Origin of the sequence: Pseudomonas sp. CCOS 191 (assembly GCF_001007005.1) — a bacterium.
Taxonomy (GTDB): domain Bacteria; phylum Pseudomonadota; class Gammaproteobacteria; order Pseudomonadales; family Pseudomonadaceae; genus Aquipseudomonas; species Aquipseudomonas soli.
In genome coordinates this window covers 1,099,951-1,126,202 of record NZ_LN847264.1, presented here as the reverse complement: position 1 = coordinate 1,126,202, position 26,252 = coordinate 1,099,951, and the positions used below count along the sequence as shown (strand labels likewise).

The following is a 26,252-nucleotide window of genomic DNA, read 5'->3' as shown; positions in this document are numbered from 1 at the left end:
ACTTACCCCTTGACCGCGCCGGCGGTCAGCCCGCGCACGAAATACTTGCCCGCAATCACGTAGACCAGCAGCGTCGGCAGCCCGGCGATCATCGCCGCGGCCATGTCGACGTTGTATTCCTTGGCCCCGGTGCTGGTGTTGACCAGGTTGTTCAGGGCCACGGTGATCGGTTGCGAGTCGCCGCTGGAGAACACCACGCCGAACAGGAAGTCGTTCCAGATCTGGGTGAACTGCCAGATCAGGCAGACCATGATGATCGGCGTCGACATCGGCAGGATGATCCGCCCGAAGATGGTGAAGAACCCGGCGCCGTCCAGGCGCGCGGCCTTGACCAGCGCCTCGGGGATGCTCACGTAGTAGTTGCGGAAGAACAATGTGGTGAAGGCCAGGCCGTACACCACATGCACCAGCACCAGGCCGCTGGTGGTGCTGGCCAGGCCCAGCTTGCCGAGGGTGAACGAGGCCGGCAGCAGCACGGTCTGGAACGGCAGGAAGCAGCCGAACAGCAGCAGGCCGAAGAACAGCTGCGAGCCACGGAAGCGCCACATCGACAGCACGTAGCCGTTGAGCGCGCCGATGGCCGTGGAGATCAGCACCGCCGGCACGGTGATCAGGATCGAGTTGAGGAAGTAGCCGTTGACCGTGGCCCAGGCCTTGGCCCAACCAATGCCGGTGAACGCTGCCGGCCAGCTCAGCAGGTTGCCGCTGCCGATGTCCTCGGGGGTCTTGAAGCTGGTCAGCAGCATGACCACCAGCGGCACCAGGTACAGCAGCACCGCCAGCAGCAGCACCGCGTGGATGGCGATGCGGCTGAGGTTCAGCGCGGGTTTGTCGACAGGACTAGTCATGGCGTTTGCCCCGCAATTCGGAGTACAGGTAGGGGACGATGATCGCCAGGATCGCGCCCAGCATGAGGATGGCGCTGGCCGAACCCATGCCCATCTGCCCACGGCTGAAGGTGAACGAGTACATGAACATCGCCGGCAGGTCCGAGGAGTAGCCCGGCCCGCCCGCGGTCATCGCCGCGACCAGGTCGAAGCTCTTGATCGCGATGTGCGCAAGGATCATCAGCGAGCTGAAGAACACCGGGCGCAGACTGGGCAGGACCACGGTCCAGTAGATGCGCGGCAGGCTGGCGCCATCGAGCTGGGCGGCGCGGATGATCGACTGGTCGACGCCGCGCAGGCCGGCGAGGAACATCGCCATGATGAAGCCCGAGGCCTGCCACACGGCAGCGATCACCAGGCAATAGACCACCCGGTCGGGGTCGATCAGCCAGTCCAGGCGAAAGCCTTCCCAGCCCCAGTCACGCAGCAGCTTGTCCAGGCCCATGCCGGGGTTGAGCAGCCACTTCCAGGCGGTACCGGTGACGATCATCGAGAGCGCCATGGGATACAGGTAGATGGTGCGGATGAAGCCTTCGCGGCGGATGCGCTGGTCGAGCAGCACCGCAAGGAACACGCCGATGGCCAGGGTGATGCCGATGAACAGCCCGCCGAACAGCAGCAGGTTCTTGCTCGCCACCCACCAGCGGTCGTTGTGGAACAGCCTGGCGTACTGCGCCAAGCCTGCCCACTTGTAGGTGGGCAGGAAGGTCGAGGTGGTGAACGAGAGGACGAAGGTCCACAGGATGTAGCCGTAGAAGCCCACCAGGACGATGAACATGCTCGGCGCCAGCACCAGTTTCGGCAGCCAGCGCTGCAGCGCGTCCAGGGGTGAGGCCCGCAGGCGGGCGGTTGCTGTAGTCATGATCTGGGTTCCCGATGCGAAGTTGCCTGCACGGGCCTCATCGCTGGCAAGCCAGCTCCCACAGGTAGGTGTGCTCAGGCTGATCGCTGTACCTGTGGGAGCCGGCTTGCCGGCGATAGGGCCGTCAGAGCCTTACTTGGCGGCGTTGACGGCTGCGGCCAGCTTCTTCGCCGCGTCGGCCGGATCGGCCTTGGGATCGTTGATGTAGTTGGTCACCACATCGAAGAACGCCCCTTGTACCGCCAGGGTGGTGGCCATGTTGTGCGCCATGCTCGGTTGCAGGCCGCCGGACTTGGCGTCGGCCAGGAAGTCCTTGGCCGCCGTCTGGGCACAGCTGTCGAAGCCGTACTTGCCCATGTCGGCGAGCATGTCGTTACGCACCGGGATCGAGCCCTTGTTGATGCTGAAGACCTTCTGGAAGTCCTCGCCCAGGACCTTGCGGGCGATGTCCTGCTGGCCTGCAGCGGTACCCTTGTCCTTCTGCTTGAACACCACCAGCGAGTCGATGTTGTAGAGGAACGCCTGGTCGGTGCCCGGGAAGGCCACGCACTGGTAGTCCTTGCCGGCGGTCTTCTTCGCCAGGGTCCATTCGCTCTTGGCCCAGTCGCCCATGATCTGCATGCCAGCCTTGCCATTGATGACCTTGGCCGCTTCAAGGTTCCAGTCCTGGCCCTTGCCATCCGGGTCCATGTAGGTGGCGACCTTCTTAAGCTCGGTGAGCGCCTTGACCATCTCGGGGCCGGTCAGGGCCTTTTCATCCAGCTCGACCAGGGCCTTCTTGTAGCCTTCGACGCCCATCACCGAGAGCACCACATTCTCGAACACAGTGCTGTCCTGCCACGGCTGGCCGCCGTGGGCCAGCGGGATGAAGCCAGCAGCCTTGAGCTTGTCGGCAGCGGCGTAGAATTCATCGAGGGTAGTCGGGGCTTTGTCGATACCGGCCTTCTTGAATACTTCCGGGTTGATCCACAGCCAGTTGATACGGTGGATGTTCACCGGCACGGCCACGTAGTCGCCGTCGTACTTGACGGTGTCGGCGACCTTCTTGTCGAGCAGGCCGTCCCACTTCTCGTCCTTGGCCACGTCCTTGAGCACGTCGGGATCGAGCAACCCGGTGGCGGCCCAGTCCTGGATATCCGGGCCCTTGATCTGCGCGACCCCGGGCGGGTTGCCAGCCACGGCGCGGCTCTTGAGCACGGTCATGGCGGTGGCGCCACCACCGCCAGCCACGGCGCCGTCCTTCCAGGTGAAGCCGTCCTTCTCGACCTGGGCCTTGAGCACGTCGACCGCGGCCTTCTCGCCGCCGGAGGTCCACCAATGGACGACTTCCACGCTGCCTTTGGAGTCGGCGGCCTGGGCACTGAGGGAGAACAGGGAGGCGAAGGAGATCGCGGCGGCGAGACGAAGCGTCGGATGCATGGGATTACCTTTCTTGTTGTTATGCGAGGCAAGACTGTCGCTTGCATGGCATGGAGTGTAGGGAGGTCGCGCCCGGCATCAGGTAACGAACGGATGCGCGAATGTCATCGTCTGGTTACAAAGCCAGCGCCGTGGCCAGGCTCGGCGCCAGCGGCAGGCGTGGCAGCAGCAAGGCCTGGTAGGCGTGGTAGAGGTCGGGCTTGCCGCCCCAGATGCGCGCACTGGGCAGCAGCGCCGGGTCGAGTTCGTGGTGCCAGCTGCCGTGGGCGCGGTCGATGAAGTGGCTGGCGATGAAGTCCCAGAAGCAGCGGTACCAGTGTTCGTACTGGGCTTCACCGGTACGTCGCAACAGCGCCGCGGCAGTGGCACAGGCCTCGGCATGCACCCAGTGCAGGCGCTCGCGCACCACCGGGCGATTGTGCCAGTCCAGGGTGTAGACCAGCCCCGGCGCGCCATCTGCCTGCCAGGCGTGGCGACAGGCGCTGTCGAACAGGCCCCGGGCGGCGGGCAGCAAGGACTCGGGCGCAGGCAGTTGCGCCCTTTGCAGGGCCGCCTCCAGGTGCAGCACCAGGCGCGCCCATTCGAAGGCGTGGCCGGGCGTGGTCCCGTAGGGACGGAAGCCATCGGCGGGGTTTTCGCGGTTGTAGTCGGGGAGCGCCTGCCACTGCGCATCGAAATGCTCCGTGACGCGCATACCGTCGGCAGCGGCGCGGGTCAGGATCAAGCGCTCGACGATCCGTTGGGCGCGCAGCAACCACTGCGTGTCGCCGGTCACGTCGGCCAGGGCGAGGAACGCCTCGACGCCGTGCATGTTGCTGTTGGCGCCCCGGTAGGCCTCCGCGTGCAGCCAGTCGCGGGAGAACGACTCGCGCAGGGCGCCCTCCTCTTCGCACCAGAAGCGCTGCTCGATGACCTGGGTCACCGCCTCCAGCAACGCCGACGCCTGGCTGATGCCCGCCACCACCGCCGAGCTGGCGGCGAGGGCGACGAAGGCGTGCAGGTAGGCGGCCTTGCCGGTGTCGCCATGACCTTCGGGCTGCGCGTACCAGCCGTCATGCTCCTGGTCGCGCAACGGGCCTAGCAGGGCGCCGACGCCATGCTCGACCAGCTCGCGGCAACCCGGAACGCCCTGGATATGCGCCAGGGCAAAGCTGTGGGTCATGCGCGCGGTGTTCATGGTCTCGGCCAGGGCGCAACGGGGCAGGCGGCCTGCGTCATCGAGGTTGCCGAACCCCTGGGGCAGGCGGCCTGCGTCATCGAGGTTGCCGAACCCCTGGGGCAGGCGTGAGGCCCTGGCGAAGGCGAGCAGGCGCAGGGCCTCGGCGTCGAGCCAGGCATGGTGTGTCGGGGAGTCGAGCCAGCTGATGGCCATGGGTGCACCTTCCTTGTTGTTGTCAGCCGATTCTAGCCAGCGGTCCTGGCTGGCATGTCACGAAGCCCGGCTCGATTGTCACCACATCGTTACATCGAAGCGCTTATCGCGCGACAAGGGCTCATTCGGCTGTACGCGGCAGGTACAAGGTCACCCGCAAACCACCCTCGCGCAGGTTCAACAGGCTCACCTCGCCGCCATGGCTATGGGCGATGTTGCGCGCGATGCCCAGCCCCAGCCCATATCCCTGCTGCTGCCCAGCCAGGCGGAAGTGCGGCTCGAACACCTGCTCCAGGCGCTGCTCCGGCACCCCCGGCCCCTGATCGTCCACCTGCAACACGAAGCTCTCGGCGGTATCGATGATGCGCAGCTGCGCGCGCTCGCCGTACTTGATGGCGTTGTCGATCAGGTTGCCGATGCAGCGGCGCAAGGCCAGCGATTTGCCGGGGTACGGTGCCAATGCCTGCCCCTCCACGGTGATGCGCCCATCGCCGAGATAAGGCTCGGCCAGCATCTCCAGCACCTGGTTGAGATCGATCGGCTCGATGTTCTCGTGGATATCGGTGTCCTTCACGCATTGCAGGGCGCCCTTGACCAGCAGCTCCAGCTCATCGAGGTCGCGGCTGAACTTGGCCTGCAGCTTTTCGTCCTCGAGCAGCTCCACCCGCAGGCGCAGGCGCGTGATCGGTGTGCGCAGGTCATGGGAAATGGCGCTGAACAGCTGGGAACGCTCGGTCAGGTAGCGGCTGATCCGCTCGCGCATATTGTTGAACGCCCGCCCCACCTCGACCACCTCGCTACCCCCGCCCTCGGCCACCGGGGCCACGTCGGCGCCCAGTGACATTTCCCGCGCAGCCCGTGCCAGGCGTTTGAGCGGCCGGCTTTGCCAGTGCACCAGCAGGCCGATGAACAGCAGCAACAGCACGGTAGTCAGGGCAATGAAGCCGATCTGCTGACGCGGCAGGCGTTCGGCCTCAAGGCTGGTGTAGGGCTCGGGCAGCAGCGAGGCGATGTACAGCCACTCGCCCTCGCCGAGGCGGATCTGGGTCACCAGCACCGGCGGGTTGAGCGGCTCGAGGGTGAGCGAATAGTGCGCCCAGGAGCGGGGCAGCTCATCGAGTTTCAGGCCGCTGTTGAAGATGCGCAGATCGTCGGGGCTGACGAATTCCACGGAGATCTCCATCTGCTGGCCAAGGCGCTCGTGCAGCACCTCCTGGAAGACGTCGATCACCGCCTGTTTGCGCGGGGTGATCGGCAACACCGGCATTTCCAGCGGCTTGACGTTGAGCGAGACGAAGAAGCGCGTGCCGCCCATGCTGCGCAACTGGTCCAGCACCATGGGCCGGTACGCCACCGGCAGCGAGCGGAAGTAACTGACACTGGCACTCATCGAATGCGCGAGGCTGCTGGCGCTGGCGCGCAGGCCCTGCAGCTGGCTGGCGCGCAGCTGCGCGACCCAGATCACGCTGGACAGGCCCTGGGCCAGCAACACCACCAGCAAGGTAAGCAGCAGCATGCGCCCCAGCAGCGAGCGCGGCAGCAGGCGCCAGCGACGCTCGTCAGGCCGGGCAGACATTGGCCGCCAGCAGGTAGCCGCTGCCGCGCACGGTGCGGATCAGCCGGGGTGGTTTTTCCGTGTCGCGCAGGCGCTGGCGCAGGCGGCTGACCGCCATGTCGACGATACGGTCCAGCGGCATCGGCTCGCGGCCACGGGTGGCGTTGCCGATGGTGTCGCGGTCGAGGATCTGCTGCGGGTGATCGAGAAACAGTTTGAGCAGGGCGAAGTCGGCGCCGGAGAGGATCACCTCTTCGCCGTCGCGGTGGAACAGGCGGTGGCTGATCGTGTCCAGGCGCCAGTCATCGAAGGCCAGCACCGCACTGGCCGGCGCCGCCTGGCCGAAATCGGCACGGCGCAACAAGGCCTTGATCCGCGCCTGCAACTCACGCGGGCTGAAGGGTTTGCCGAGGTAGTCGTCGGCGCCCAGCTCCAGGCCGATGACCCGGTCGGCTTCATCGGAGCTGGCGGTGAGCATGATGATCGGCACCCGCGCCTGGCGCGGGTGCTGGCGAACCCAGCGGCACAGGCTGAAACCGTCTTCGTCGGGCAGCATCACGTCGAGGATCACCAGGTCGTAGGGGTTGGCGTCCAGGGCGCGGCGAAAGCCCTGCCCGTCAGGTTCGGCGTGCACCTGCAGGCCGCAGCGGGCGAGGTAGGTCTGCAGCAGTTCGCGGATGTCCTGGTCGTCGTCGACCATCAGGATCGATTTGCCGGCAGTGGTCACAATGGTCAGTCCTCTTGTTATGCGCAGATCTTCGTGTCTGCTGTTTGGGGCCGCAAAGCGGCCCCAACGATCACCGATCCAGCGCCTGCTGCAGCGCCACCCCCGCCCCCAGCAACCCGGAAAACTCCGCCGTCACCAGCCATACCGGCACCCCGGCGAAATAGCCGCTCATGCAGCCCTTGTCGGCGAAGCTCGCGGCAAAGCCGCTGCGCAGGAACAATTCGGCGAAACGTGGAATCACGCCACCGACAATGTAGACGCCACCCCGCGCCCCGAGGGTGAGCACATTGTTGCCCGCCACCCGGCCGAGGAACCGGCAGAACTGCTCGACCACCGCCAGCGCCCGTGGCTCGTTGGCCAGCGCCGCGTCGGTGATCTGTGCCGGGGTCTTGTGCGTCGGCACTGCACCATCGAGCGCACAGATGGCCTGGTACAGACGCACCAGCCCACCGCCACTGAGCACGGTCTCGGCACTGACATGGCCGATCTGCCGATGGATTTCCTGATGAATCGCCGCTTCGCGGGCATTACCCACCGGCAGGTCGACATGCCCGCCCTCCCCCGGCAGCGCCAGCCAGTGCTCACCGTGGCGCAGCAGGCTGCCCACGCCGAGGCCAGTGCCGGGGCCGATCACCAGCGCCGGGCGCGATGGATCGGCGAGGCCTGCGCAGACTTCACGAAATTCGCCTGCGCGCAGGCGGGTCATGCCCAGCGCCATCGCGGAAAAGTCGTTGATCAACAACAGGCGATCGACCTGCAGCGTCTGGCAGAACGCGCTGCGGCTCAGGCGCCAGTGGTTGTTGGTAAAGCGGAACTCGTCGCCGTCCACGGGGCCTGCTACCGCCAGGCACACCGCCGCCAGGCCGCCACGGGCGATGCCCTGGTCGGCCAGGTAGGCCTCGATGGCCTGTTCGGGGCTGGTGTAGTCGGCAGTGGCCAGCACCTGGACCGCCTGCAGTTCATTGTCGCGCCACACGGCGAAACGCGCGTTGGTGCCACCGATGTCGCCGACCAGCAAGGCCTTCATTCGAGGTTCTCCAGAGCCGAGGTGAAGGCGCTCGCGCCTTGCTCGGCGGAACTGAACGCCACACGCATGAAGCCGAACAGCTCACGCCCGCAGCCCAGGTCGTTACCCTTGGGTGGCGCAGGCAGTTCACGGTCGGCCAGTTCCTCGGCCGAGACCATGATCCGCAGCGTGCCTTCGGCACCATCGACGCGCACGATATCACCATCGCGCACCCGCGCCAGCGGGCCACCATCAAAAGCCTCCGGGCAGACGTGGATGGCCGCCGGGATCTTGCCCGAGGCGCCGGACATACGCCCGTCGGTAACCAGCGCCACCTTGAAGCCGCGATCCTGCAGCACGCCGAGGAACGGCGTCAGCTTGTGCAGCTCGGGCATGCCGTTGCAGCGCGGCCCCTGGAAGCGCACCACGGCGACGAAGTCCCGCTCCAGCTCGCCGGCCTTGAACGCATCGGCCAGCGACTGCTGGTCGTGGAACACCCGGGCAGGCGCCTCGACCACCCGGTGCTCGGGCGCCACGGCGGAGACCTTCATCACGCCACGGCCAAGGTTGCCTTCCATCACCCGCAAACCGCCCTCGGCGGAGAACGGCCGCGCCACCGGGCGCAGGATGCTTTCGTCGAGGCTGTGCTGCGGCCCCTCGCGCCAGACCAGGCGGCCATCCTCGAGGAACGGCTCCTGGGTGTAGCGGCGCAGGCCATGCCCGGCAACGGTGTTGACGTCCTCGTGCAGCAGGCCCGCGTCGAGCAGCTCGCGAATGAGGAACGCCATGCCGCCGGAGGCCTGGAAGTGATTGATGTCGGCCTTGCCGTTGGGATAGACGTGGGACAGCGTCGGCACCACCTCGGACAGGTCGGCCATGTCCTGCCAGGTCAGCTGGATGCCGGCGGCTTGGGCGATGGCCGGGATATGCAGGGTATGGTTGGTCGAGCCGCCGGTGGCGTGCAGGGCGACGATCGAATTGACCAGGGCCTTTTCGTCGACGATCTCGCCAATGGGCATGAAGCTGCCACTGGCCTTGGTCATGCGCGTGACCTGGCGCGCGGCCTCGGCGGTGAGGGCATCGCGCAGCGGCGTGTAGGGGTTGACGAACGAAGCGCCCGGCAGGTGGAGGCCCATGACCTCCATCACCAGCTGGTTGGTGTTGGCGGTGCCGTAGAAAGTGCAGGTGCCGGGGCCGTGGTAGCTCTTCATTTCCGATTCGAGCAACTGCTCGCGGGTCGCCTTGCCCTCGGCGTAGCGCTGGCGCACATCGGCCTTTTCCTTGTTGGAGATGCCCGAGACCATTGGCCCGCCCGGCACAAAGATCGTCGGCAGATGGCCGAAACGCAGGGCACCCATCATCAGCCCGGGAACGATCTTGTCGCAGATGCCCAGCATCAGCGCGCCATCGAACATGTTGTGCGACAGGGCGATGGCGGTGGACATGGCGATCACCTCGCGGCTGGCGATGGCCAGCTCCATGCCCGGCTCGCCCTGGGTGACGCCGTCGCACATGGCCGGCACGCCGCCGGCGAACTGGCCGACCGAACCGACTTCGCGCAGCGCCTGTTTGATCTGTTCGGGGAAGTGCTGGTACGGCTGGTGCGCCGAGAGCATGTCGTTGTAGGCCGAGACGATGGCCACGTTGGCGGCGTTCATCAGCCGCAGGGTCTGCTTGTCGTCCCCACCGCAGCCGGCCACGCCATGGGCGAAGTTGGCGCACTGCAACTGGCCGCGCATGGGTCCGTCACTGGCCGCCCCACGGATCAGCTCAAGGTAGCGTTCACGGGTACGGCGGCTGCGGGCGATCAGCCGTTCGGTGACCTCAAGGATGCGCGGATGCATGTACTGGACTCCAGGCTAACTGTGGGGCGGCTTTACTGGGGCATTTTCCCTCCAAACGATTGCGACCTAGTCTCTAGGAAAAGGCGCCAGCACCGCTCGACAAGGGAACAACCCAACCACTCGTTGTATGTTTAAACAAAATACTGCCAGCAAAAAGGCTTGTTTTCTATCTCTCGGTGAATAATCTTGTAATTCCAACAACAAAACCGTTTCAGTGAAGCTGTCCTTTGTGCCACAGGCTTCACCCGACTGCCAGAGGTAATACCATGACCCTACGCATCGCCATCAACGGATTCGGCCGTATCGGACGCAACGTCCTGCGCGCACTGTACACGCAGGGCTACCGCCAGGACCTGCAGGTCGTCGCCATCAACGACCTGGGCGACAGCGCGATGAATGCCCATTTGCTCAAGTACGACAGCGTCCACGGCACCTTCGACGCCACTGTCGAGGCCGACCACGAAAGCCTCACCGTCAATGGCGACCGTATCGCCGTCAGCGCCATCCGCAACCCTGCCGAGCTGCCCTGGAAAACCTTGGCCATCGACGTGGTGTTCGAATGCACCGGGCTGTTCACCGAACGCGCCAAGGCTGCCGCGCACTTGAGTGCCGGGGCCGGCAAGGTGATCGTCAGCGCCCCGGCCAAGGGTGTCGACGCCACCGTGGTCTACGGGGCCAACCACGATGTGCTGCGCGCCTCGCACCAGATCATCTCCAACGCCTCGTGCACCACCAACTGCCTGGCGCCGATTGCCCAGGTGCTGCACCGCGAGTTCGGCATCGAGCAAGGCCTGATGACCACCATCCACGCCTACACCAACGACCAGGTGCTCACCGACGTCTACCACGGCGATCCATACCGCGCCCGTTCGGCCACCCAGTCGATGATCCCGAGCAAGACCGGCGCCGCCGAGGCCGTCGGCCTGGTACTGCCGGAACTGGCCGGCAAGCTCACCGGCATGGCCGTTCGGGTGCCGGTTATCAACGTGTCGCTGGTCGACCTCACCGTCAACCTGCAGCGCGAAACCAGCGCCGAGGAAGTCAACCAGCTGTTCCTCGAGGCCAGCCGTCATTCCCGGGTGCTGGGCTACAACGCCCTGCCGCTGGTGTCGTGCGACTTCAACCACAACCCGCTGTCATCGATCTTCGACGCCAACCACACCCGCGCCAACGGGCGGATGCTCAAGGTATTGGCCTGGTACGACAACGAGTGGGGCTTCTCCAACCGCATGCTGGACAACTGTCTGGCGCTGTTCAATGCGCGCTGAGGCGCCTGGCTGTAGAGGTTTAGCGCCTGTGGGATCGAGCGCCGCCCGCGCGGCGCATCGCGAATAAATTCGCTCCTACATTTGTTGCAACGTGCCGAACCTGTCACGCCATGGGTGCCAGTCCTGGCGCATGTCTTGAACCCTGCAAACAAGGCTGACAACCATGGCCTTACAGGCATGGTTACGTTGCAACAAAATGTAGGAGCGAATTTATTCGCGATGCGCCGCGCGGGCGGCGCTCGACCTCATAAGCGCTGAAAACCTCACGGCATACACCCCGAAATACCTCCCCACACAATCTTTACCTTTTCCTAACAATTCCCAGCTTGACCTGACAACAAGATGATAAGCATTATCATTAGCTTTTCATCGGCCAGGTTCCCCCGTGAGTCAGTCCCGGTTCAACTCAGTGTTCCTCACCCAGCGTCTCACTTTGCTGCGCACGCTGCAGCGCATGGTGGGCAATCCCAGCACCGCCGAGGACCTGCTGCAGGAAACCTACCTGCGGGTCACCCGCGCCCTGGGCGAGCGCCCGATCGAGCACCTGGAACCTTTCGTGTTCCAGACCGCCCGCAACCTTGCCCTGGACCACCTGCGCACGCGCCGGGTGCAGGCGCGCACACTGGTGGACGACGTGCCCGAGCAAGTCCTGCATAACGTCGCGGCGCCTGCCGCCAGCAGCGAGGACGCCGCCCACGCCGAGCAACTGCTCAAGCACCTGAGCGTCAGCCTTGGCCAGTTGAGCGAACGCCAGCAGCGCATCTTCATCCTCAGCCGCCTGCACGGCGCCAGCTACCTGGAAATCGCCGAGCAACTGAGCGTCTCGGCCAGCACCGTGCAGAAGGAGCTGAAACTGATCATGGCCATCTGCATGGGCGTGGCCGATCGTCACCAGTGACGCGACCGCTCGCCGCTGGTCAGCGCAAAGCCCTTGCCATGGGCAAGGTCTGCACTGATCATGCGCAAAAAATGCCCGATGCAAGGATCCCCCGTGACCGACCACCCCACCCCTCGCCCGTCACCCGCCGAGCCTGATGCCCGCGCCCGTGCCCGCGAAGAGGCGCTGGACTGGTTGATCCGCCTGCAATGCGCCAGCGAAGACGACACCCGCGCTTTCGAGCATTGGCTGGGTGCCGAACCGGAAAACGCCGAGGCCTATGTCGAAGCCGAGGCGATGTGGAACGGCGCATCGCTGCGCCAGGTGGCCGGGCAACTGCAGCACAGGCGCAAGCGCTCGCTTGCCGGGCGCCTGCGCAGCCACTGGAAACCGCTGGCCACCGCCGCGGTACTGCTGGTCGGGTTGTTCACTTTCGGCAACCTGCCGGTGCGCCTGCAGGCCGACCACCTGACCGTGGTCGGCGAGCGCCAGCGCCTGGAGCTGGACCACGGCGCCAAGGTGCTGCTCAACACCAATTCGGCCTTTGCCAGCGACGAGCGCGAAGGCCGCAAGGTCGCCCGGCTGTTGCAGGGCGAGGCGTATTTCCAGGTGTCCAACGCCAGCCAGCCGCCGCTTGAAGTCCAGGCCGGCCCACTGCGGGCCAGCGTGCGCGACACCGATTTCGCCGTGCGCTACCTCGATGGCGAGGCCCAGGTGCGGGTGCAACGCGGCGATGTCGACCTGCAGGCCGCGAGCGACCAGCGCATCCGCCTGAGCGCCGGCGACAGCATCAGCGTCGGTCCCAAGGGCTTCGGCCAGCGCCAGCGCCCCGACATGAGCAAGGACCTGGCCTGGATCGAAGGCCGCCTGGTGTTCGAGAACTGCCCGCTGAGCCAGGTGCTCGCGGAGGTCCGCCGTTACTACCCGGGCTGGATCATCAACCGCAACGCGCACCTGGAGCAGGTCGCGGTCACCGGCAACTACCGCCTCGACCAACCGCTGGAAACGCTGCGCGCCCTGGCCCACATCACCTCGGCGCAACTGCATGAATACCCTGCCGTGGTAATCCTCAACTGACCTTGCAAGTTTTTTTACGCGATCACCCTGCCTCGCCCGTCTCGTTATAGCCAATACGATTGATTCTCGTTCGAAAACGAGAACAAACACTGTCTATGACTCACGCGCGACAGGGAGCGCTTTCGATGCCCACAGGTCAAACCCGCCCGTCCTCTTCTTCCCGCCGCCGCGGGCAATTGTCCCTGTTGACCTTGGCCCTGCTCGCCAGCGGCGCCTGCAGCCTGCCCGCGCTGGCCGTGGAACCGGCCCAGGCGAGCAGCCCGCGCATGGGCGACTACCGCTTCGCCATTGCCCAGCAACCGCTGGTCGAGGCCATCAATGCCTTCAGCCAGGTCACCGGCTGGCAGGTCGGCTTCAGTGCCGAGCTGGCCGACGGCGTGGCCTCGCCGGGCGTACAGGGCTCGCTGGCCCCGGAGGCAGCACTGCAGCGCCTGCTGCGCGGCACCGGCCTGGGCTACCGCAAGATCAGCAATGGCAACGTGGTGCTGGAACGCCAGGCCGCCGGCAACGCCATCGCCCTGCAGCAGGTCACCGTCAGCGCCACCCGCAGCGCCCAGGACGTCAGCCAGGTGCCGAGCACCGTCAGCGTGCAGACCCGCGAGCAACTGGACCGGCAGAACGTCAACGACATCAAGCAGCTGGTACGTTACGAGCCTGGCGTCTCGGTGTCCGGCACCGGCCAGCGCAGTGGCCTGAACGGCTACAACATCCGTGGGATCGATGGCGACCGGGTACTGACCCAGGTGGACGGTGTGTCGATTCCCGACAGCTTCTTCTACGGTCCCTATGCCCAGACCCAGCGCAACTACGTCGACCCGGAAATCGTCAAGCGCGTGGAGATCCTGCGCGGCCCGGCCTCGGTGCTGTACGGCAGCAATGCCATTGGTGGCGCGGTGAGCTACTTCACCCTGGACCCTGAAGACATCATCAAGCCCGGCAAGGACGTCGGCGCACGCCTGAAGACCGGCTACAGTTCAGCTGATGAAAGCTGGCTGACATCGGCCACCGTCGCCGGGCGCCAGGGTGACTTCGACGGGCTGCTGCACCTGAGCCAACGCAACGGCCACGAAACCGATTCGTACGGTGGGCACGGTGGCACCGGCCTGTCACGCACCGCCGCCAACCCCGAGGACGTGCGTACCACCAACGTGCTGGCCAAGCTGGGCTGGAACTATGCCGAAGATGCTCGACTGGGGCTGACCTACGAGCGCTACAAGGACGACCGCGACCAGAACGTCCTCAGCGCCGTGGGTGGGCCATTCATTCCTGGCATGCCAGCGATGAACTCGTACCGCATGCGCCAGGGCAACGACACCGTTACCCGCGAGCGTTTCGGTATCAATCACGAGTTCGGCCTCGACAGCCTGTTCGCCGATAACATCAAGTGGAGCCTGAACTACCAGATCGCCAAGACCGACCAGACCACCGAAGAGCTCTACTTCGCCCGTGGTCGCCAAGTCGCTCGTGACCGACAGACCACCTACAAGGACCGGCAATGGGTGTTCGATGCGCAACTGGACAAGGCCTTCAGCATTGGCGCAACCGATCACCTGCTGACCTATGGCACCACGCTCAAGCACGAGAAGATCACCGGCTCGCGTAGCGGTACCGGCACTTGTCTCAACATCGGTGGATCGTGCCGGGCAATCGGCCAGATCAGCGCGGACGACACCCAAGCGCGCGTCAGCGACTTCCCGGACCCGACCGTGGACACCTACAGCCTGTTCGCCCAGGACGAAATCCGCTGGAACCAGTGGACCTTCCTGCCCGGCCTGCGCTACGACTACACCCGCCTCGATCCACGCATGACCGACGAGTACCTGCTTGGCCTGCAGAGCGCCGCTCCAGGGCAGTCGACCGGCGTGGACGACTCGCAGAAGAATTGGCATCGCCTGTCGCCGAAACTCGGCGTGACCTATGCATTCAATGATCACTACACCTGGTACGGCCAGTACGCCGAAGGTTTCCGCACGCCGACGGCGAAAGCCCTGTACGGGCGCTTCGAAAACCTGGCCGGCGGCTATGTGGTGGAGCCCAACTCGGGACTGGAGCCGGAAAAGAGCAAGAGCTATGAAACCGGCCTGCGCGGTAACTTCGACGCCGGCAACTTCGATGTGGCGGTGTTCTACAACAAGTATCGCGACTTCATCAACGAGGACGCCGTCCAGTCCGGCAATCTCGGGGCGACCTTCCAGGCCAACAACATCAAGCACGCCACCATCAAGGGTGCGGAGATCAAGGGTCGCCTCAACCTGGACCGTTTCGGAGCGCCGGAAGGCCTCTACTCGATCGCCTCGGTTGCCTATGCCTATGGCCGCAACGACGACACCGGCCAGCCGCTCAACAGCGTGAACCCGCTGACGGGTGTGTTCGGCCTGGGCTACGAACAAGTCGACTACGGCACTCAGCTGAGCTGGACCCTGGTCAAGCGCAAGAATCGGGTGGACGACACCACGTTCTTCGCCCCCGACGGCTCCAGCTCGGAGTTCCGCACACCGGGCTACGGCGTGCTCGACCTGACCGGGTTCTACCGGATCACCGACGACCTGACCATCAATGGCGGCCTGTACAACCTGACCGACAAGAAGTACTGGCAGTGGGACGATGTGCGCAAGTACGCCAGCGTCGGCAACAACACCGGCGTGAGCGAGGCCGCCGTCACCCAGCCGGCCAATCTGGACCGCCTGACCGCGCCGGGGCGCAATTTCGCCATCAACCTGGTGTGGGATATCTGATCGGCTGAAATCGGCGGCGCCCGCGATGCAGGTGCCGCCCTTGTCATGTCATGAGAATGATTTCACTTCGCAGGTGAGGTTTTTTTACTGTTCTGCGTCTCCTTTTTCGTCTTGTCACTAGACGCCCCATTTTCCAAGGATGCCCCCATGACCGCCCCTTCCACCGAACGCGCCAACCTGCGCTCCCAGCGCCTGAACCAGGTCACCCACGCCCCGCACACCGAGCTGGACGCCCTGGTCAAGTCGCACAAGCCGTTCGACAGCCGCGAGAGCTTCGCCCGTTTCGTGGTCGCCCAGTACCTGTTCCAGTCCGAGCTGCAGGCGCTGTACACCGACCCGCAACTGATCGCCATCGTCCCCGACCTGGCCGAGCGCTGCCGCGCCGAGCAGGCCCGCCTCGACCTGGCCGACCTCGACACCGAAGTGCCCGCGCCCTTCGCCGGCGCCCTGGGCAAGCCAAGCCTGGGTGAAGCCCTGGGCTGGATCTTCGTCTCCGAAGGCTCCAAACTGGGCGCCGCGTTCCTGATCAAGCGCGCCGTGGCCCTGGAACTGTCCGAAACCTTCGGTGCCCGCCACTTGGGCGAACCGGCCGGCGGTCGCGCCGAAGGCTGGAAGCAGTTCACCCGCATCCTTGACAGCCTGGACCTGTCGCCCGAGGAAGACGCCGCCGCCGAACGTGGCGCGGTCGCCGCCTTCGAGCGCTTCACCGAGCTGCTCAAGCATGCCTATGCCGCCGACGCGGCGCTGGCCTGACACGCTTTACCCGGCCGCCTGCGGGCGGTCGCACCGTTGCAGTGAGACCATGACCCGAATCGCCCGCTCCAAAGTATCCCGCCTGCTCTACGCGATCCTGGCCTACGTCAGCCTGGGGATTGGCCTGGTGGCCATCGTCATTCCGGGGCTGCCCACCACCGAGTTCGTCCTCCTCGCCGCCTGGGCCGCCACCCGCAGCTCGCCGCGCCTGTCCGCGTGGCTTGAGAACCACCGGCTGTTCGGCCCGATCCTGTTCAACTGGCGCAATGGCAAGGTCATCCAGCGCCGCGCCAAGGTCAGCGCCACCATCAGCATGCTGCTGTGCGCGAGCCTCATGCTGATCGTCCTGGAGCACCACTGGCCCGTGTTCCTCGCCATCGGCGGCATGGCGCTGGGCAACCTGTGGATCTGGTCGCGCCCGGAACGGCCCACCCCTCAAGGCAGCGTCGAACTGCAAAATTGATTCAATCGTGCCCGACATGAGCAGTCAGAGGCTAAGCAACCCCGAATACAGCGCATACGCCGCCAACCCGGCGCCCACCAGCACCGCCGCGAAAATCAGCTTCTCCCATGTGGTGAACAGCACCTGCCCCTGCTCGCGCTTGGCCCGGGCGAACAGGATCACCCCTGGCGCATAGAGCAACGCCGACAGCAGGATGTACTTGAGCCCACCGGCATACAGCAACCACACCGCGTACAACAGCGCGATCACCGCGACCAGCATGTCCTTGCGCCGCAGCCCTGGCTGCCCCTGGTAACTCTCGCCACGTACGGTCAGCAACACCGCATAGGCGGCCGACCAGAAGTACGGCACCAGGATCATCGACGACGCCAGGTAGATCAGGCTGGTGTAGGTACCAGCCGAGAACAGGGTGATCAGCAAGAAGCCCTGGATCATCACATTGGTCAACCACAGCGCGTTGGCCGGCACCTGGTTGGCGTTTTCCCGCGCCAGGAAGCGCGGCATGGTCTTGTCACGGGCGGTGGCGAAGAGGATCTCGGCACACAACAGCGCCCACGACAGCAACGCCCCGATCAGCGACACCGCCAGGCCGATGCTGATCAGCAACGCGCCCCAGGGCCCGACGATATGCTCCAGCACCGAGGCCAGAGAGGGATTCTGCAAGCCGGCCAACTCTGGCTGGGTCATCACACCCAGCGACAACACGTTGACCAGCACCAGCAGCGCCAGCACGCCGAGAAAACCGATCACCGTGGCCTTGCCCACGTCCGAACGGTGCAGCGCCCGCCCCGAATAGACGCTCGCCCCCTCGATGCCGATGAACACGAACACTGTCACCAGCATCATGTTGCGTACCTGCTCCAGCACGTTGCCGAACTGCGGATTGCTCAGCCCCCAGATGTCGCGGGTGAAGATATCGGCGCGAAAGGCGAACGCGGCGATGACGATGAACATCAGCAACGGCACCACCTTGGCCACGGTGGTCACCTGGTTGATGAACGCCGCCTCCTTGATGCCGCGCAGCACCAGGAAGTGCACCGCCCATAGCAGCAACGAGGCGCAGCCGATGGCCACCGGCGTGTTGCCCTGGCCGAACACCGGGAAGTAGAAACCGAGGGTACTGAACAGCAGCACGAAGTAGCCGACGTTGCCCAGCCAGGCACTGATCCAGTAGCCCCAGGCCGAGGAAAAACCCATGTAGTCGCCGAAACCGGCCTTGGCATAGGCATACACCCCCGAGTCCAGCTCGGGCTTGCGGTTGGCCAGGGTCTGGAACACGAAGGCCAGCGCCAGCATGCCCACGGCGGTGATGCCCCAACCAATCAGCACGGCCCCCACATCGGCTCGCGCCGCCATGTTCTGTGGCAACGAAAAGATCCCGCCGCCGATCATCGAACCGACCACCAGCGCAATCAGCGCGCCCAGACGTAGCTTCTGTCCCGGTTCGCTCATGGGGCTCCTCGTGCGCGCACGCGCGTAAACGTATTAACCAACATAAATGTTACAAGTTTCTTATTGAATCGAGCCATTAAAGCTATAGCACTCATAACCGGACTGTCTATACCAGCCACCTGATAAAAATGACAGTTGCGAAGTATCTCACCCACCACCTAAATACGTCGCTATTTACTGTGAAAAATTTGCGAAAACCCTAAAAGAGACTAACTTCATGGTTCGCAGGCAAAACGGAGCGTTTGCTCCAGAAGGACATGGAGGTGCCAGCGCACAAGGCCTGCGCCGAAGCTGTCGGCATCCTCCAGGAGACGCATGAAGGATTTTTCTTACCTTCATGCGGGCATGAACTGATCTAAGTCAGCGAATGATCCAGGCGTCAGATTTATTCTGAGGTCAACTTTCTCCTGGTACGGAGTCGATAAATGTCTGATTCTCCCGGAAAACTAAAACTGGGTGCGCTTGTTGCACTTGTAGTGGGCTCGATGATCGGCGGCGGGATCTTCTCGTTACCGCAAAACATGGCCGCCAGCGCCGGTGTCGGCGCCGTGCTGATCGGCTGGGCCATCACCGCGGTGGGCATGCTCACGCTCGCCTTCGTGTTCCAGACCCTGGCCAACCGCAAACCTGACCTTGACGGCGGTGTGTACGCCTACGCCAAGGCCGGTTTCGGCGACTACATGGGCTTTTCCTCGGCCTGGGGCTACTGGATCAGCGCCTGGCTGGGCAACGTCGGCTACTTCGTGCTGCTGTTCAGCACCCTGGGGTACTTCTTCCCGATCTTCGGCGAGGGCAATACCCCGGCGGCGGTGATCGGCGCCTCGGTCCTGCTCTGGGCCGTGCACTTCCTGGTACTGCGTGGCATCAAGGAAGCGGCGTTCATCAACCTGGTCACCACCGTGGCCAAGGTCGTGCCGCTGGCGCTGTTCGCCCTGATCTGCCTGTTCGCCTTCAGGCTCGACATCTTCACCGCGGATATCTGGGCCCTTGGCACGCCAGAGCTGGGCAGCGTGATGAACCAGGTGCGCAACATGATGCTGGTCACCGTGTGGGTGTTCATCGGCATCGAGGGCGCGAGCATCTTCTCGTCCCGCGCGGAAAAACGCTCCGACGTCGGCAAGGCCACGGTCATCGGTTTCGTCACCGTGCTGCTGTTCCTGGTGCTGGTCAACGTGCTGTCGCTGGGCGTGATGACCCAACCCGAGCTGGCCAAGCTGCAGAACCCGTCGATGGCCGCCGTGCTTGAACATGTGGTGGGCCACTGGGGCGCGGTGCTGATCAGCGTCGGCCTGATCATCTCGCTGCTGGGGGCGCTGCTGTCGTGGGTGCTGCTGTGCGCCGAGATCATGTTCGCCGCCGCCAAGGACCACACCATGCCGGAGTTCCTGCGCCGCGAGAACGCCAACCATGTGCCGGCCAACGCTCTGTGGCTGACCAACGCCATGGTGCAGATCTTCCTGGTCATCACCCTGTTCTCCAACAGCACCTACCTGTCGCTGATCTACCTCGCCACCTCGATGATCCTGGTGCCTTACCTGTGGTCGGCGGCCTATGCCTTCCTGCTCGCCTGGCGCAACGAAACCTACGAACAGGCCCTGGCCGAACGCAAGAAAGACCTGATCATCGGCGGCATCGCCCTGCTCTACGCGATCTGGCTGCTGTACGCCGGTGGCGTCAAGTACCTGCTGCTCTCGGCCCTGCTCTACGCCCCCGGCGCGATCCTGTTCGCCAAGGCCAAGCGCGAGGTCGGCCAGCCGATCTTCACCAGCGTGGAAAAACTGATCTTCGCCGCCGTGGTCGCGGGTGCCCTGGTGGCTGCCTACGGCTTGTATGACGGCTTCCTGACGCTCTGAACCCATGTCTTCGCATTACAGGAGGATTCACCATGTCCACTGAGAAACAGAAATACGGCGTTCATTCCGAAGCCGGCAAGCTGCGCAAAGTGATGGTCTGCAGCCCGGGCCTGGCGCACCAACGGCTGACCCCGAGCAACTGCGACGAGCTGCTGTTCGACGACGTCATCTGGGTCAACCAGGCCAAGCGCGACCATTTCGACTTCGTCACCAAGATGCGTGAACGCGGCATCGAGGTCCTGGAAATGCACAACCTGCTGACCGAGACCGTGCAGAACCCCGAAGCGCTCAAATGGATCCTCGACCGCAAGCTCACCGACGACACGGTTGGCATCGGCCTGAAGAACGAAGTGCGCAGTTGGCTCGAAGGCCTCGAGCCACGCAAGCTGGCCGAGTATCTGATCGGCGGCGTGGCAGGCGAAGACCTGCCCGACAGCGAAGGCGCGAGCGTGATCAAGATGTACCGCGACTACCTCGGCCACTCCAGTTTCCTGCTCGATCCGCTGCCCAATACCCAGTTCACCCGTGACACCACTTGCTGGATCTATGGTGGCGTCACCCTCAACCCGATGTACTGGCCGGCGCGACGCCAGGAAACGCTGCTGACCAGCGCCATCTACAAGTTCCACCCAGAGTTCACCAATGCCGACTTCGAAGTCTGGTACGGCGACCCGGACAAGGACCATGGCAAGGCCACCCTTGAAGGTGGCGATGTGATGCCGATCGGCAATGGTGTCGTACTGATCGGCATGGGTGAGCGCAGCTCGCGCCAGGCGATCGGCCAACTGGCGCAATCGCTGTTCGCCAAGGGCGCGGTAGAGAAGGTGGTGGTCGCCGGGCTGCCGAAATCCCGCGCCGCCATGCACCTGGACACCGTGTTCAGCTTCTGCGACCGCGACCTGGTCACCGTCTTCCCCGAAGTGGTCAAGGAAATCGTGCCGTTCGTGATCCGTCCGGATAGCAGCAAGCCTTATGGCATGGACGTGCGTCGCGAGAACAAATCGTTCATCGAGGTGGTGGCCGAATCGCTCAACCTCAAGAAGCTGCGCGTGGTCGAGACCGGCGGCAACAGCTTCGCCGCCGAGCGCGAACAGTGGGATGACGGCAACAACGTGGTGGCCGTGGAGCCGGGCGTGGTCATCGGCTACGACCGCAACACCTACACCAACACCCTGCTGCGCAAGGCCGGGGTCGAGGTCATCACCATCAGCGCCGGCGAACTGGGCCGGGGCCGCGGCGGCGGTCACTGCATGACCTGCCCGATCGTGCGTGACCCTATCGACTACTAAACGTCCATCACCCCGGCCGTGCTCACCCAGCGGCGGCCGGGGGATTACCGAACTCAAGGAGAATCATCATGGCGTTCAACATCCACAACCGTAACCTGCTCAGCCTCGAACATCACACCACCCGCGAGCTGCGTTACCTGCTGGACCTGTCCCGCGACCTCAAGCGCGCCAAGTACACCGGCACCGAGCAGCAACACCTGAAGGGCAACAACATCGCCCTGATCTTCGAGAAGACCTCGACCCGCACCCGCTGCGCTTTCGAAGTCGCCGCCTATGACCAGGGCGCCAACGTCACCTACATCGACCCCAACTCCTCGCAGATCGGCCACAAGGAAAGCATGAAGGACACCGCCCGCGTGCTCGGGCGCATGTACGACGCCATCGAGTATCGCGGCTTCAAGCAGGAGATCGTCGAGGAACTGGCCAAGTTCGCCGGCGTGCCGGTGTTCAACGGCCTGACCGACGAGTACCACCCGACCCAGATGATCGCCGACGTGCTGACCATGCGCGAGAACAGCGACAAGCCGCTGCACGACATCAGCTACGCCTACCTGGGCGATGCCCGCAACAACATGGGCAACTCGCTGCTGCTGATCGGCGCCAAGCTCGGCATGGACGTGCGCATCGCCGCGCCCAAGGCGCTGTGGCCGCATGACGACCTGGTCGAGCGTTGCAAGAAGTACGCAGAAGAAAGCGGCGCGCGCATCACCCTGACCGAAGACCCGAAAGCCGCGGTCAAGGGCGTGGATTTCGTCCACACCGACGTCTGGGTATCGATGGGTGAGCCGGTCGAGGCCTGGGGCGAGCGTATCCAGCAACTGCTGCCTTACCAGGTGAACAAGGAGCTGATGAAGTCCACCGGCAACCCGCGCACCAAGTTCATGCACTGCCTGCCGGCGTTCCACAACTCCGACACCAAGGTCGGCAAGCAGATTGCCGAACAGTATCCGCACCTGGCCAACGGCATCGAAGTGACCGATGACGTGTTCGAGTCGCCGGCGTGCATCGCCTTCGAGCAGGCGGAAAACCGCATGCACACGATCAAGGCGATCCTGGTGTCGACCCTGGCTGATCTCTGACAGCGGCCTTGACTCTGTGGGAGCCGGCTTGCCGGCTCCCACAAAGGAATGAGGCGCTCACCCTAAATCGCAAAGGACATTCCCCATGCGTATCGTTGTTGCATTGGGCGGCAACGCCCTGCTGCGCCGCGGCGAGCCGATGACCGCCGACAACCAGCGTGCCAATATCCGCACCGCCACCGAACAGATCGCCAAGATCCATCCCGGCAACGAACTGGTCATCGCCCACGGCAACGGACCGCAGGTCGGCCTGCTGTCGCTGCAGGGGCTGTCATACAAGCCGGATGAAGCCTATCCGCTGGACGTGCTTGGCGCTGAAACCGAAGGCATGATCGGCTACATGATCGAACAGGAACTGGGCAACCTGCTGGACTTCGAGGTGCCGTTCGCCACGCTGCTCACCCAGGTTGAAGTGGACGCCAACGACCCGGCGTTCAAGGATCCGACCAAGTTCATCGGCCCCGTGTACGCCAAGGACGAAGCCGAGCGCCTGGCCAAGGAGAAAGGCTGGGTGGTCAAGCCCGACGGCGACAAGTACCGCAGGGTGGTGGCCAGCCCGAAACCCAAGCGCATCTTCGAGATCCGTCCGATCAAGTGGCTGCTGGAAAAAAGCAGCATCGTGATCTGCGCCGGCGGCGGCGGCATCCCTACCATGTACGACGAAAACCGCAAGCTCAAGGGTATCGAGGCGGTGATCGACAAGGACCTGTGCTCGGCGCTGCTGGCCGAACAGCTGGATGCCGACCTGCTGATCATCGCCACCGACGTCGACGCTGCGTACATCGATTTCGGCAAGCCGACACAAAAAGCCATCGCCCAGGCGCACCCCGACGAGCTCGAGAAGCTGGGCTTTGCCGCCGGCTCAATGGGGCCCAAGGTGCAGGCTGCCTGCGATTTCGCCCGGCATACCGGCAAGGTCGCGGTAATCAGCTCGCTGGAGAACATCGAGGACATCGTCAAAGGCACCGCCGGTACCCGCGTTTCCACCGCCAAGCCGGGAATCAGCTACCGTTGAACGCAGTTGGCCGGTGCCTGGCACCGGCCGTTTTCAACCTTCCGGAGGATTCTGTCATGGCTACGTTCGAACCCGGCCACGTGCATATTCAGCACACACCTCAAAACCTGGAGAAGTACAGCTATAACCTGAACATCTACTACTCCGTGGTGCAGGACCCAACGGATGGCCGCTGCATGGAGTTTCGTTTGAAAGGTGAGGTTCAGGGCAAGGAGGTTGATGAAACCTTCAAGATGGCAAAAGACCAAGCATTCAATTTCGCGAGCGATATCAGCAGACGATTGATCGTCCACGGTTTACCAGAATCAGCCATCGCTCTCGGCTCCAATCACAAATTCTATGATCGGATGTTCAAGGATATTCAGGAGCAGCTGGGGCGTAAGCCAGGCGATCCGATCAATCCTGAACACCTTGAGTAGTCAAACGGCTGCGTGCTTATGGCAGCGGGCTTGCCCCGCGATTGGGTTTAACCCGCCTGGCAAGGCATACTGGCGCACTCGCTTGGCCACTGCCCCGATCTCCCCATGCGCATCCACGTCAGCTTCATCGACCGCGTCGGCATCACCCAGGAAGTCCTGGCCCTGCTCGGCGCCCGCAACCTCAACCTCGATGCCGTGGAGATGGTCCCGCCGAACGTCTACATCGACGCCCCGACCCTGAGCCCCGCCGTGCTCGAAGAGCTGCACGACGCGCTGTTCGAGGTACGCGGCGTGCAATCGGTGGAAGTGGTCGACATCCTCCCCGGCCAACGCCGGCACCTGCAGCTCGACGCCCTGCTCGCCGCCATGAGCGACCCGGTGCTGGCGGTGGACAGCGCGGGCAAGGTGCTGCTGGCCAACCCGGCGCTGATCGCCCTGTGCGGGCGTGAGTCCGCTGGGCGTTCGGTGGGCGAGCTGTTCGGCGACCCCGACCTGCTGCAGGCCCTGCTGGACAACAATTTCCACCTGCCCATGCGCGAAATGCAGTTGAACGGCCAGAGCCTGCTGCTCGACGCCACGCCGATCACCCATGCCGGCGGCCTGCTGACGCTGTACCCGCCGAACCGCATGGGCGAGCGCCTGTCGGCCCTGCACCACGACCACGCCGAAGGCTTCGACGCCATGCTCGGCGATTCCCCGGCGATTCGCACCCTCAAGGCCCGCGCCCTGCGCGTGGTGGCCCTCGACGCGCCGCTGCTGGTTCATGGCGAAACCGGCACCGGCAAAGAGCTGGTGGCCCGCGCCTGCCACGCCATCAGCAGCCGCCATGCCGCGCCGTTCCTCGCCCTCAACTGCGCGGCACTGCCCGAGAGCCTGGCCGAGAGCGAGCTGTTCGGCTACGCCCCGGGCGCCTTCACCGGCGCGCAGCGCGGCGGCAAGCCCGGGCTGATGGAGCTGGCCAACCAGGGCACGGTGTTCCTCGACGAGATCGGCGAGATGTCGCCGTACCTGCAGGCCAAACTGCTGCGTTTCCTCAGCGACGGCAGCTTCCGCCGCGTCGGCGGCGACCGCGAGGTGAAGGTGGATGTGCGCATCATCAGCGCCACCCACCGCGACCTCGAGCGCATGGTCGCCGAGGGCACCTTCCGTGAAGACCTGTTCTACCGCCTCAACGTGCTCAACCTGCAGGTGCCGCCCCTACGTGATCGCGGCCAGGACATCCTGTCCCTGGCGCAATACTTCATGCAGCAGGCCTGCACCCAGATCCAGCGCCCGCCCTGCCGCCTGGCGCCCGCCACCCATCCGGCGCTGCTGGGCAACCCCTGGCCGGGCAATGTGCGCCAGTTGCAGAACGTGATCTTCCGCGCCGCGGCCATTTGCGAAAGTTACGTGGTGGACATCGGCGACCTGGACATTGCCGGCACCTCGGTGGCACGCGGTCAAGATGGCGAGGTGGCCAGCCTGGAACAGGCCGTGGGGGATTTCGAGCGGGAGTTGCTGCAACGCCTGTATGCCAGCTATCCCTCGACGCGGCAGTTGGCGGGGCGCTTGCAAACCTCGCATACCGCGATAGCCCAGCGCTTGCGCAAGTACGGTATTCCAAACAAGGCCTGATGCCGCTTCGTCTGGCCAGTCCTGCCCCGGAAGCAGACCGTATTGAATTCATTACACCGTATCGAATTCGCTACACAACCATCTGGGTGCCTGTGCACAAGGGTTTGATCCCACAGTGCTTTTGAATCACCCTCCTGCTGTATCGATTTCATTCCACGAAAATGACAAATCGATTGCATTAACAAGCTAACTAATTGATTTATAAGGATTTTTAAGACTGGCCGCATTATTGCTAAGGGAATTCCAACCTTAAGAGCGCGGAGCCTACCGCGCCCAACGCCCCTGCTTCCCGAGGAATTCCCATGAGCGAGTTGCGTTTCACCGAAGATCACGAATGGCTGCGCGTCGAAGCCGATGGCAGCGTCACCGTGGGCATCACCGCCTACGCCCAGAACGCCTTGGGTGATGTGGTCTATGTGCAACTGCCGGAGCTGCAGCAGTACGACAAGGGCGCCGAAGCCTCCACCGTTGAGTCGGTCAAGGCCGCCAGCGGCGTGTACATGCCACTGACCGGTGAAGTGGTTGCGGTCAACGAAGATCTGAACGACAGCCCCGAGTTGGTCAACGAAGACCCGCTGGGCGAAGGCTGGTTCTTCCGCTTCGTGCCTGCCGACATGAGCGAAGTGCATGCCCTGCTCGACCAGGATGCCTACGATCGCCTGCTCAAAGCCAACGACGACGCCTGA

22 protein-coding genes are annotated in these 26,252 nt (G+C 64.3%); 13 read left to right on the top strand and 9 right to left on the bottom strand.

Annotated elements, in window-relative coordinates:
- Positions 1 to 2: 2 nt before the first annotated feature.
- From CCOS191_RS05180 to edd, 8 genes are all read right to left on the bottom strand, one after another.
- Complete coding sequence (locus CCOS191_RS05180) at positions 3 to 848, bottom strand: carbohydrate ABC transporter permease (protein WP_023630394.1); 846 nt, start codon at positions 846 to 848, stop codon at positions 3 to 5.
- Positions 841 to 1,749 (bottom strand): carbohydrate ABC transporter permease, encoded by a 909-nt coding sequence (locus tag CCOS191_RS05175; RefSeq protein WP_046854321.1) that lies wholly within the window; start codon positions 1,747 to 1,749, stop codon positions 841 to 843. The genes CCOS191_RS05180 and CCOS191_RS05175 overlap by 8 nt, the downstream gene beginning before the upstream one ends.
- Positions 1,750 to 1,881: 132 nt before the next feature.
- On the bottom strand, positions 1,882 to 3,168 hold the full coding sequence (locus tag CCOS191_RS05170) for an ABC transporter substrate-binding protein (RefSeq protein ID WP_046854320.1): 1,287 nt from the start codon (positions 3,166 to 3,168) through the stop codon (positions 1,882 to 1,884).
- 115 nt (positions 3,169 to 3,283) lie between these two features.
- Positions 3,284 to 4,540: a D-mannose isomerase gene (locus CCOS191_RS05165; RefSeq protein WP_046854319.1), complete on the bottom strand. Its 1,257-nt coding sequence runs from the start codon at positions 4,538 to 4,540 to the stop codon at positions 3,284 to 3,286.
- A 121-nt stretch (positions 4,541 to 4,661) separates the two neighbouring features.
- Positions 4,662 to 6,116, bottom strand: a complete 1,455-nt coding sequence (locus CCOS191_RS05160; RefSeq protein ID WP_046854318.1) for an ATP-binding protein — start codon at positions 6,114 to 6,116, stop codon at positions 4,662 to 4,664.
- Complete coding sequence (locus CCOS191_RS05155) at positions 6,100 to 6,795, bottom strand: response regulator (protein ID WP_267967174.1); 696 nt, start codon at positions 6,793 to 6,795, stop codon at positions 6,100 to 6,102. Before CCOS191_RS05155 ends, CCOS191_RS05160 begins: the two co-directional genes overlap by 17 nt.
- A 97-nt stretch (positions 6,796 to 6,892) precedes the next feature.
- A complete protein-coding gene (locus tag CCOS191_RS05150) occupies positions 6,893 to 7,849 on the bottom strand; it encodes a glucokinase (RefSeq protein WP_046854316.1) in 957 nt (318 codons plus the stop codon).
- On the bottom strand, positions 7,846 to 9,672 hold the full coding sequence (gene edd, locus CCOS191_RS05145) for a phosphogluconate dehydratase (RefSeq protein WP_046854315.1): 1,827 nt from the start codon (positions 9,670 to 9,672) through the stop codon (positions 7,846 to 7,848). Before edd ends, CCOS191_RS05150 begins: the two co-directional genes overlap by 4 nt.
- 266 nt (positions 9,673 to 9,938) lie before the next feature.
- On the opposite strand from edd, the gene gap reads away from it, so the two are divergent.
- The 6 genes from gap (at position 9,939) to CCOS191_RS05115 (ending at position 16,845) form a co-directional block, all read left to right on the top strand.
- Complete coding sequence (gene gap, locus CCOS191_RS05140; RefSeq protein ID WP_046854314.1) at positions 9,939 to 10,940, top strand: type I glyceraldehyde-3-phosphate dehydrogenase; 1,002 nt, start codon at positions 9,939 to 9,941, stop codon at positions 10,938 to 10,940.
- 385 nt (positions 10,941 to 11,325) lie between these two features.
- The gene (locus tag CCOS191_RS05135; protein ID WP_023632569.1) at positions 11,326 to 11,838 is read left to right on the top strand and encodes an RNA polymerase sigma factor; all 513 of its coding nucleotides are present in this window, start codon (positions 11,326 to 11,328) and stop codon (positions 11,836 to 11,838) included.
- A gap of 93 nt (positions 11,839 to 11,931) precedes the next feature.
- Positions 11,932 to 12,894: a FecR family protein gene (locus tag CCOS191_RS05130; RefSeq protein WP_046854313.1), complete on the top strand. Its 963-nt coding sequence runs from the start codon at positions 11,932 to 11,934 to the stop codon at positions 12,892 to 12,894.
- Positions 12,895 to 13,019: 125 nt separating this feature from the next.
- Positions 13,020 to 15,629, top strand: a complete 2,610-nt coding sequence (locus tag CCOS191_RS05125) for a TonB-dependent receptor (RefSeq protein WP_046854312.1) — start codon at positions 13,020 to 13,022, stop codon at positions 15,627 to 15,629.
- Between the two features lie 147 nt (positions 15,630 to 15,776).
- The gene (locus CCOS191_RS05120; protein ID WP_038706745.1) at positions 15,777 to 16,382 is read left to right on the top strand and encodes a biliverdin-producing heme oxygenase; all 606 of its coding nucleotides are present in this window, start codon (positions 15,777 to 15,779) and stop codon (positions 16,380 to 16,382) included.
- Positions 16,383 to 16,431: 49 nt separating this feature from the next.
- Complete coding sequence (locus tag CCOS191_RS05115) at positions 16,432 to 16,845, top strand: YbaN family protein (RefSeq protein WP_046854311.1); 414 nt, start codon at positions 16,432 to 16,434, stop codon at positions 16,843 to 16,845.
- A 24-nt stretch (positions 16,846 to 16,869) separates the two neighbouring features.
- Here CCOS191_RS05115 and arcD (CCOS191_RS05110) read toward each other — a convergent pair whose 3' ends face one another.
- Positions 16,870 to 18,297 (bottom strand): arginine-ornithine antiporter, encoded by a 1,428-nt coding sequence (gene arcD, locus CCOS191_RS05110; RefSeq protein WP_046854310.1) that lies wholly within the window; start codon positions 18,295 to 18,297, stop codon positions 16,870 to 16,872.
- Between the two features lie 425 nt (positions 18,298 to 18,722).
- Between arcD (CCOS191_RS05110) and arcD (CCOS191_RS05105) the strand changes: the two genes are divergently transcribed.
- From arcD (CCOS191_RS05105) to gcvH, 7 genes are all read left to right on the top strand, one after another.
- Positions 18,723 to 20,150, top strand: a complete 1,428-nt coding sequence (gene arcD / locus CCOS191_RS05105; RefSeq protein WP_046854309.1) for an arginine-ornithine antiporter — start codon at positions 18,723 to 18,725, stop codon at positions 20,148 to 20,150.
- Positions 20,151 to 20,182: 32 nt separating this feature from the next.
- Complete coding sequence (gene arcA / locus CCOS191_RS05100; protein ID WP_046854308.1) at positions 20,183 to 21,439, top strand: arginine deiminase; 1,257 nt, start codon at positions 20,183 to 20,185, stop codon at positions 21,437 to 21,439.
- Positions 21,440 to 21,507: 68 nt separating this feature from the next.
- Positions 21,508 to 22,518, top strand: a complete 1,011-nt coding sequence (locus CCOS191_RS05095; protein WP_046854307.1) for an ornithine carbamoyltransferase — start codon at positions 21,508 to 21,510, stop codon at positions 22,516 to 22,518.
- An 85-nt stretch (positions 22,519 to 22,603) separates the two neighbouring features.
- Positions 22,604 to 23,533 carry a carbamate kinase gene (gene arcC, locus CCOS191_RS05090; protein WP_046854306.1) on the top strand — a complete coding sequence of 310 codons (930 nt, stop codon included), beginning with the start codon at positions 22,604 to 22,606 and terminating at the stop codon, positions 23,531 to 23,533.
- 56 nt (positions 23,534 to 23,589) lie between these two features.
- Positions 23,590 to 23,952, top strand: coding sequence for a DUF5064 family protein (locus CCOS191_RS05085; RefSeq protein WP_046854305.1), 363 nt, complete (start codon positions 23,590 to 23,592; stop codon positions 23,950 to 23,952).
- Between the two features lie 105 nt (positions 23,953 to 24,057).
- Entirely contained in the window at positions 24,058 to 25,566 is a 1,509-nt protein-coding gene (locus CCOS191_RS05080) for a sigma-54-dependent transcriptional regulator (RefSeq protein ID WP_046854304.1), read from the top strand.
- A 302-nt stretch (positions 25,567 to 25,868) separates the two neighbouring features.
- A complete protein-coding gene (gene gcvH / locus CCOS191_RS05075; protein ID WP_046854303.1) occupies positions 25,869 to 26,252 on the top strand; it encodes a glycine cleavage system protein GcvH in 384 nt (127 codons plus the stop codon).

Excerpts from the sequence above, each read along its gene's own strand:
- CCOS191_RS05125 (WP_046854312.1), top strand. The coding sequence starts at position 13,020 with ATGCCCACAGGTCAAACCCGCCCGTCCTCTTCTTCCCGCCGCCGCGGG.
- CCOS191_RS05095 (WP_046854307.1), top strand. The coding sequence starts at position 21,508 with ATGGCGTTCAACATCCACAACCGTAACCTGCTCAGCCTCGAACATCAC.
- CCOS191_RS05150 (WP_046854316.1), bottom strand. The coding sequence starts at position 7,849 with ATGAAGGCCTTGCTGGTCGGCGACATCGGTGGCACCAACGCGCGTTTC.
- CCOS191_RS05080 (WP_046854304.1), top strand. The coding sequence starts at position 24,058 with ATGCGCATCCACGTCAGCTTCATCGACCGCGTCGGCATCACCCAGGAA.
- edd (WP_046854315.1), bottom strand. The coding sequence starts at position 9,672 with ATGCATCCGCGCATCCTTGAGGTCACCGAACGGCTGATCGCCCGCAGC.
- CCOS191_RS05165 (WP_046854319.1), bottom strand. The coding sequence starts at position 4,540 with ATGGCCATCAGCTGGCTCGACTCCCCGACACACCATGCCTGGCTCGAC.
- CCOS191_RS05175 (WP_046854321.1), bottom strand. The coding sequence starts at position 1,749 with ATGACTACAGCAACCGCCCGCCTGCGGGCCTCACCCCTGGACGCGCTG.
- CCOS191_RS05170 (WP_046854320.1), bottom strand. The coding sequence starts at position 3,168 with ATGCATCCGACGCTTCGTCTCGCCGCCGCGATCTCCTTCGCCTCCCTG.
- CCOS191_RS05155 (WP_267967174.1), bottom strand. The coding sequence starts at position 6,795 with ATGGTCGACGACGACCAGGACATCCGCGAACTGCTGCAGACCTACCTC.
- CCOS191_RS05180 (WP_023630394.1), bottom strand. The coding sequence starts at position 848 with ATGACTAGTCCTGTCGACAAACCCGCGCTGAACCTCAGCCGCATCGCC.
- CCOS191_RS05085 (WP_046854305.1), top strand. The coding sequence starts at position 23,590 with ATGGCTACGTTCGAACCCGGCCACGTGCATATTCAGCACACACCTCAA.
- arcA (WP_046854308.1), top strand. The coding sequence starts at position 20,183 with ATGTCCACTGAGAAACAGAAATACGGCGTTCATTCCGAAGCCGGCAAG.
- CCOS191_RS05115 (WP_046854311.1), top strand. The coding sequence starts at position 16,432 with ATGACCCGAATCGCCCGCTCCAAAGTATCCCGCCTGCTCTACGCGATC.
- CCOS191_RS05160 (WP_046854318.1), bottom strand. The coding sequence starts at position 6,116 with ATGTCTGCCCGGCCTGACGAGCGTCGCTGGCGCCTGCTGCCGCGCTCG.
- CCOS191_RS05120 (WP_038706745.1), top strand. The coding sequence starts at position 15,777 with ATGACCGCCCCTTCCACCGAACGCGCCAACCTGCGCTCCCAGCGCCTG.
- arcC (WP_046854306.1), top strand. The coding sequence starts at position 22,604 with ATGCGTATCGTTGTTGCATTGGGCGGCAACGCCCTGCTGCGCCGCGGC.
- gcvH (WP_046854303.1), top strand. The coding sequence starts at position 25,869 with ATGAGCGAGTTGCGTTTCACCGAAGATCACGAATGGCTGCGCGTCGAA.
- arcD (WP_046854309.1), top strand. The coding sequence starts at position 18,723 with ATGTCTGATTCTCCCGGAAAACTAAAACTGGGTGCGCTTGTTGCACTT.
- gap (WP_046854314.1), top strand. The coding sequence starts at position 9,939 with ATGACCCTACGCATCGCCATCAACGGATTCGGCCGTATCGGACGCAAC.
- arcD (WP_046854310.1), bottom strand. The coding sequence starts at position 18,297 with ATGAGCGAACCGGGACAGAAGCTACGTCTGGGCGCGCTGATTGCGCTG.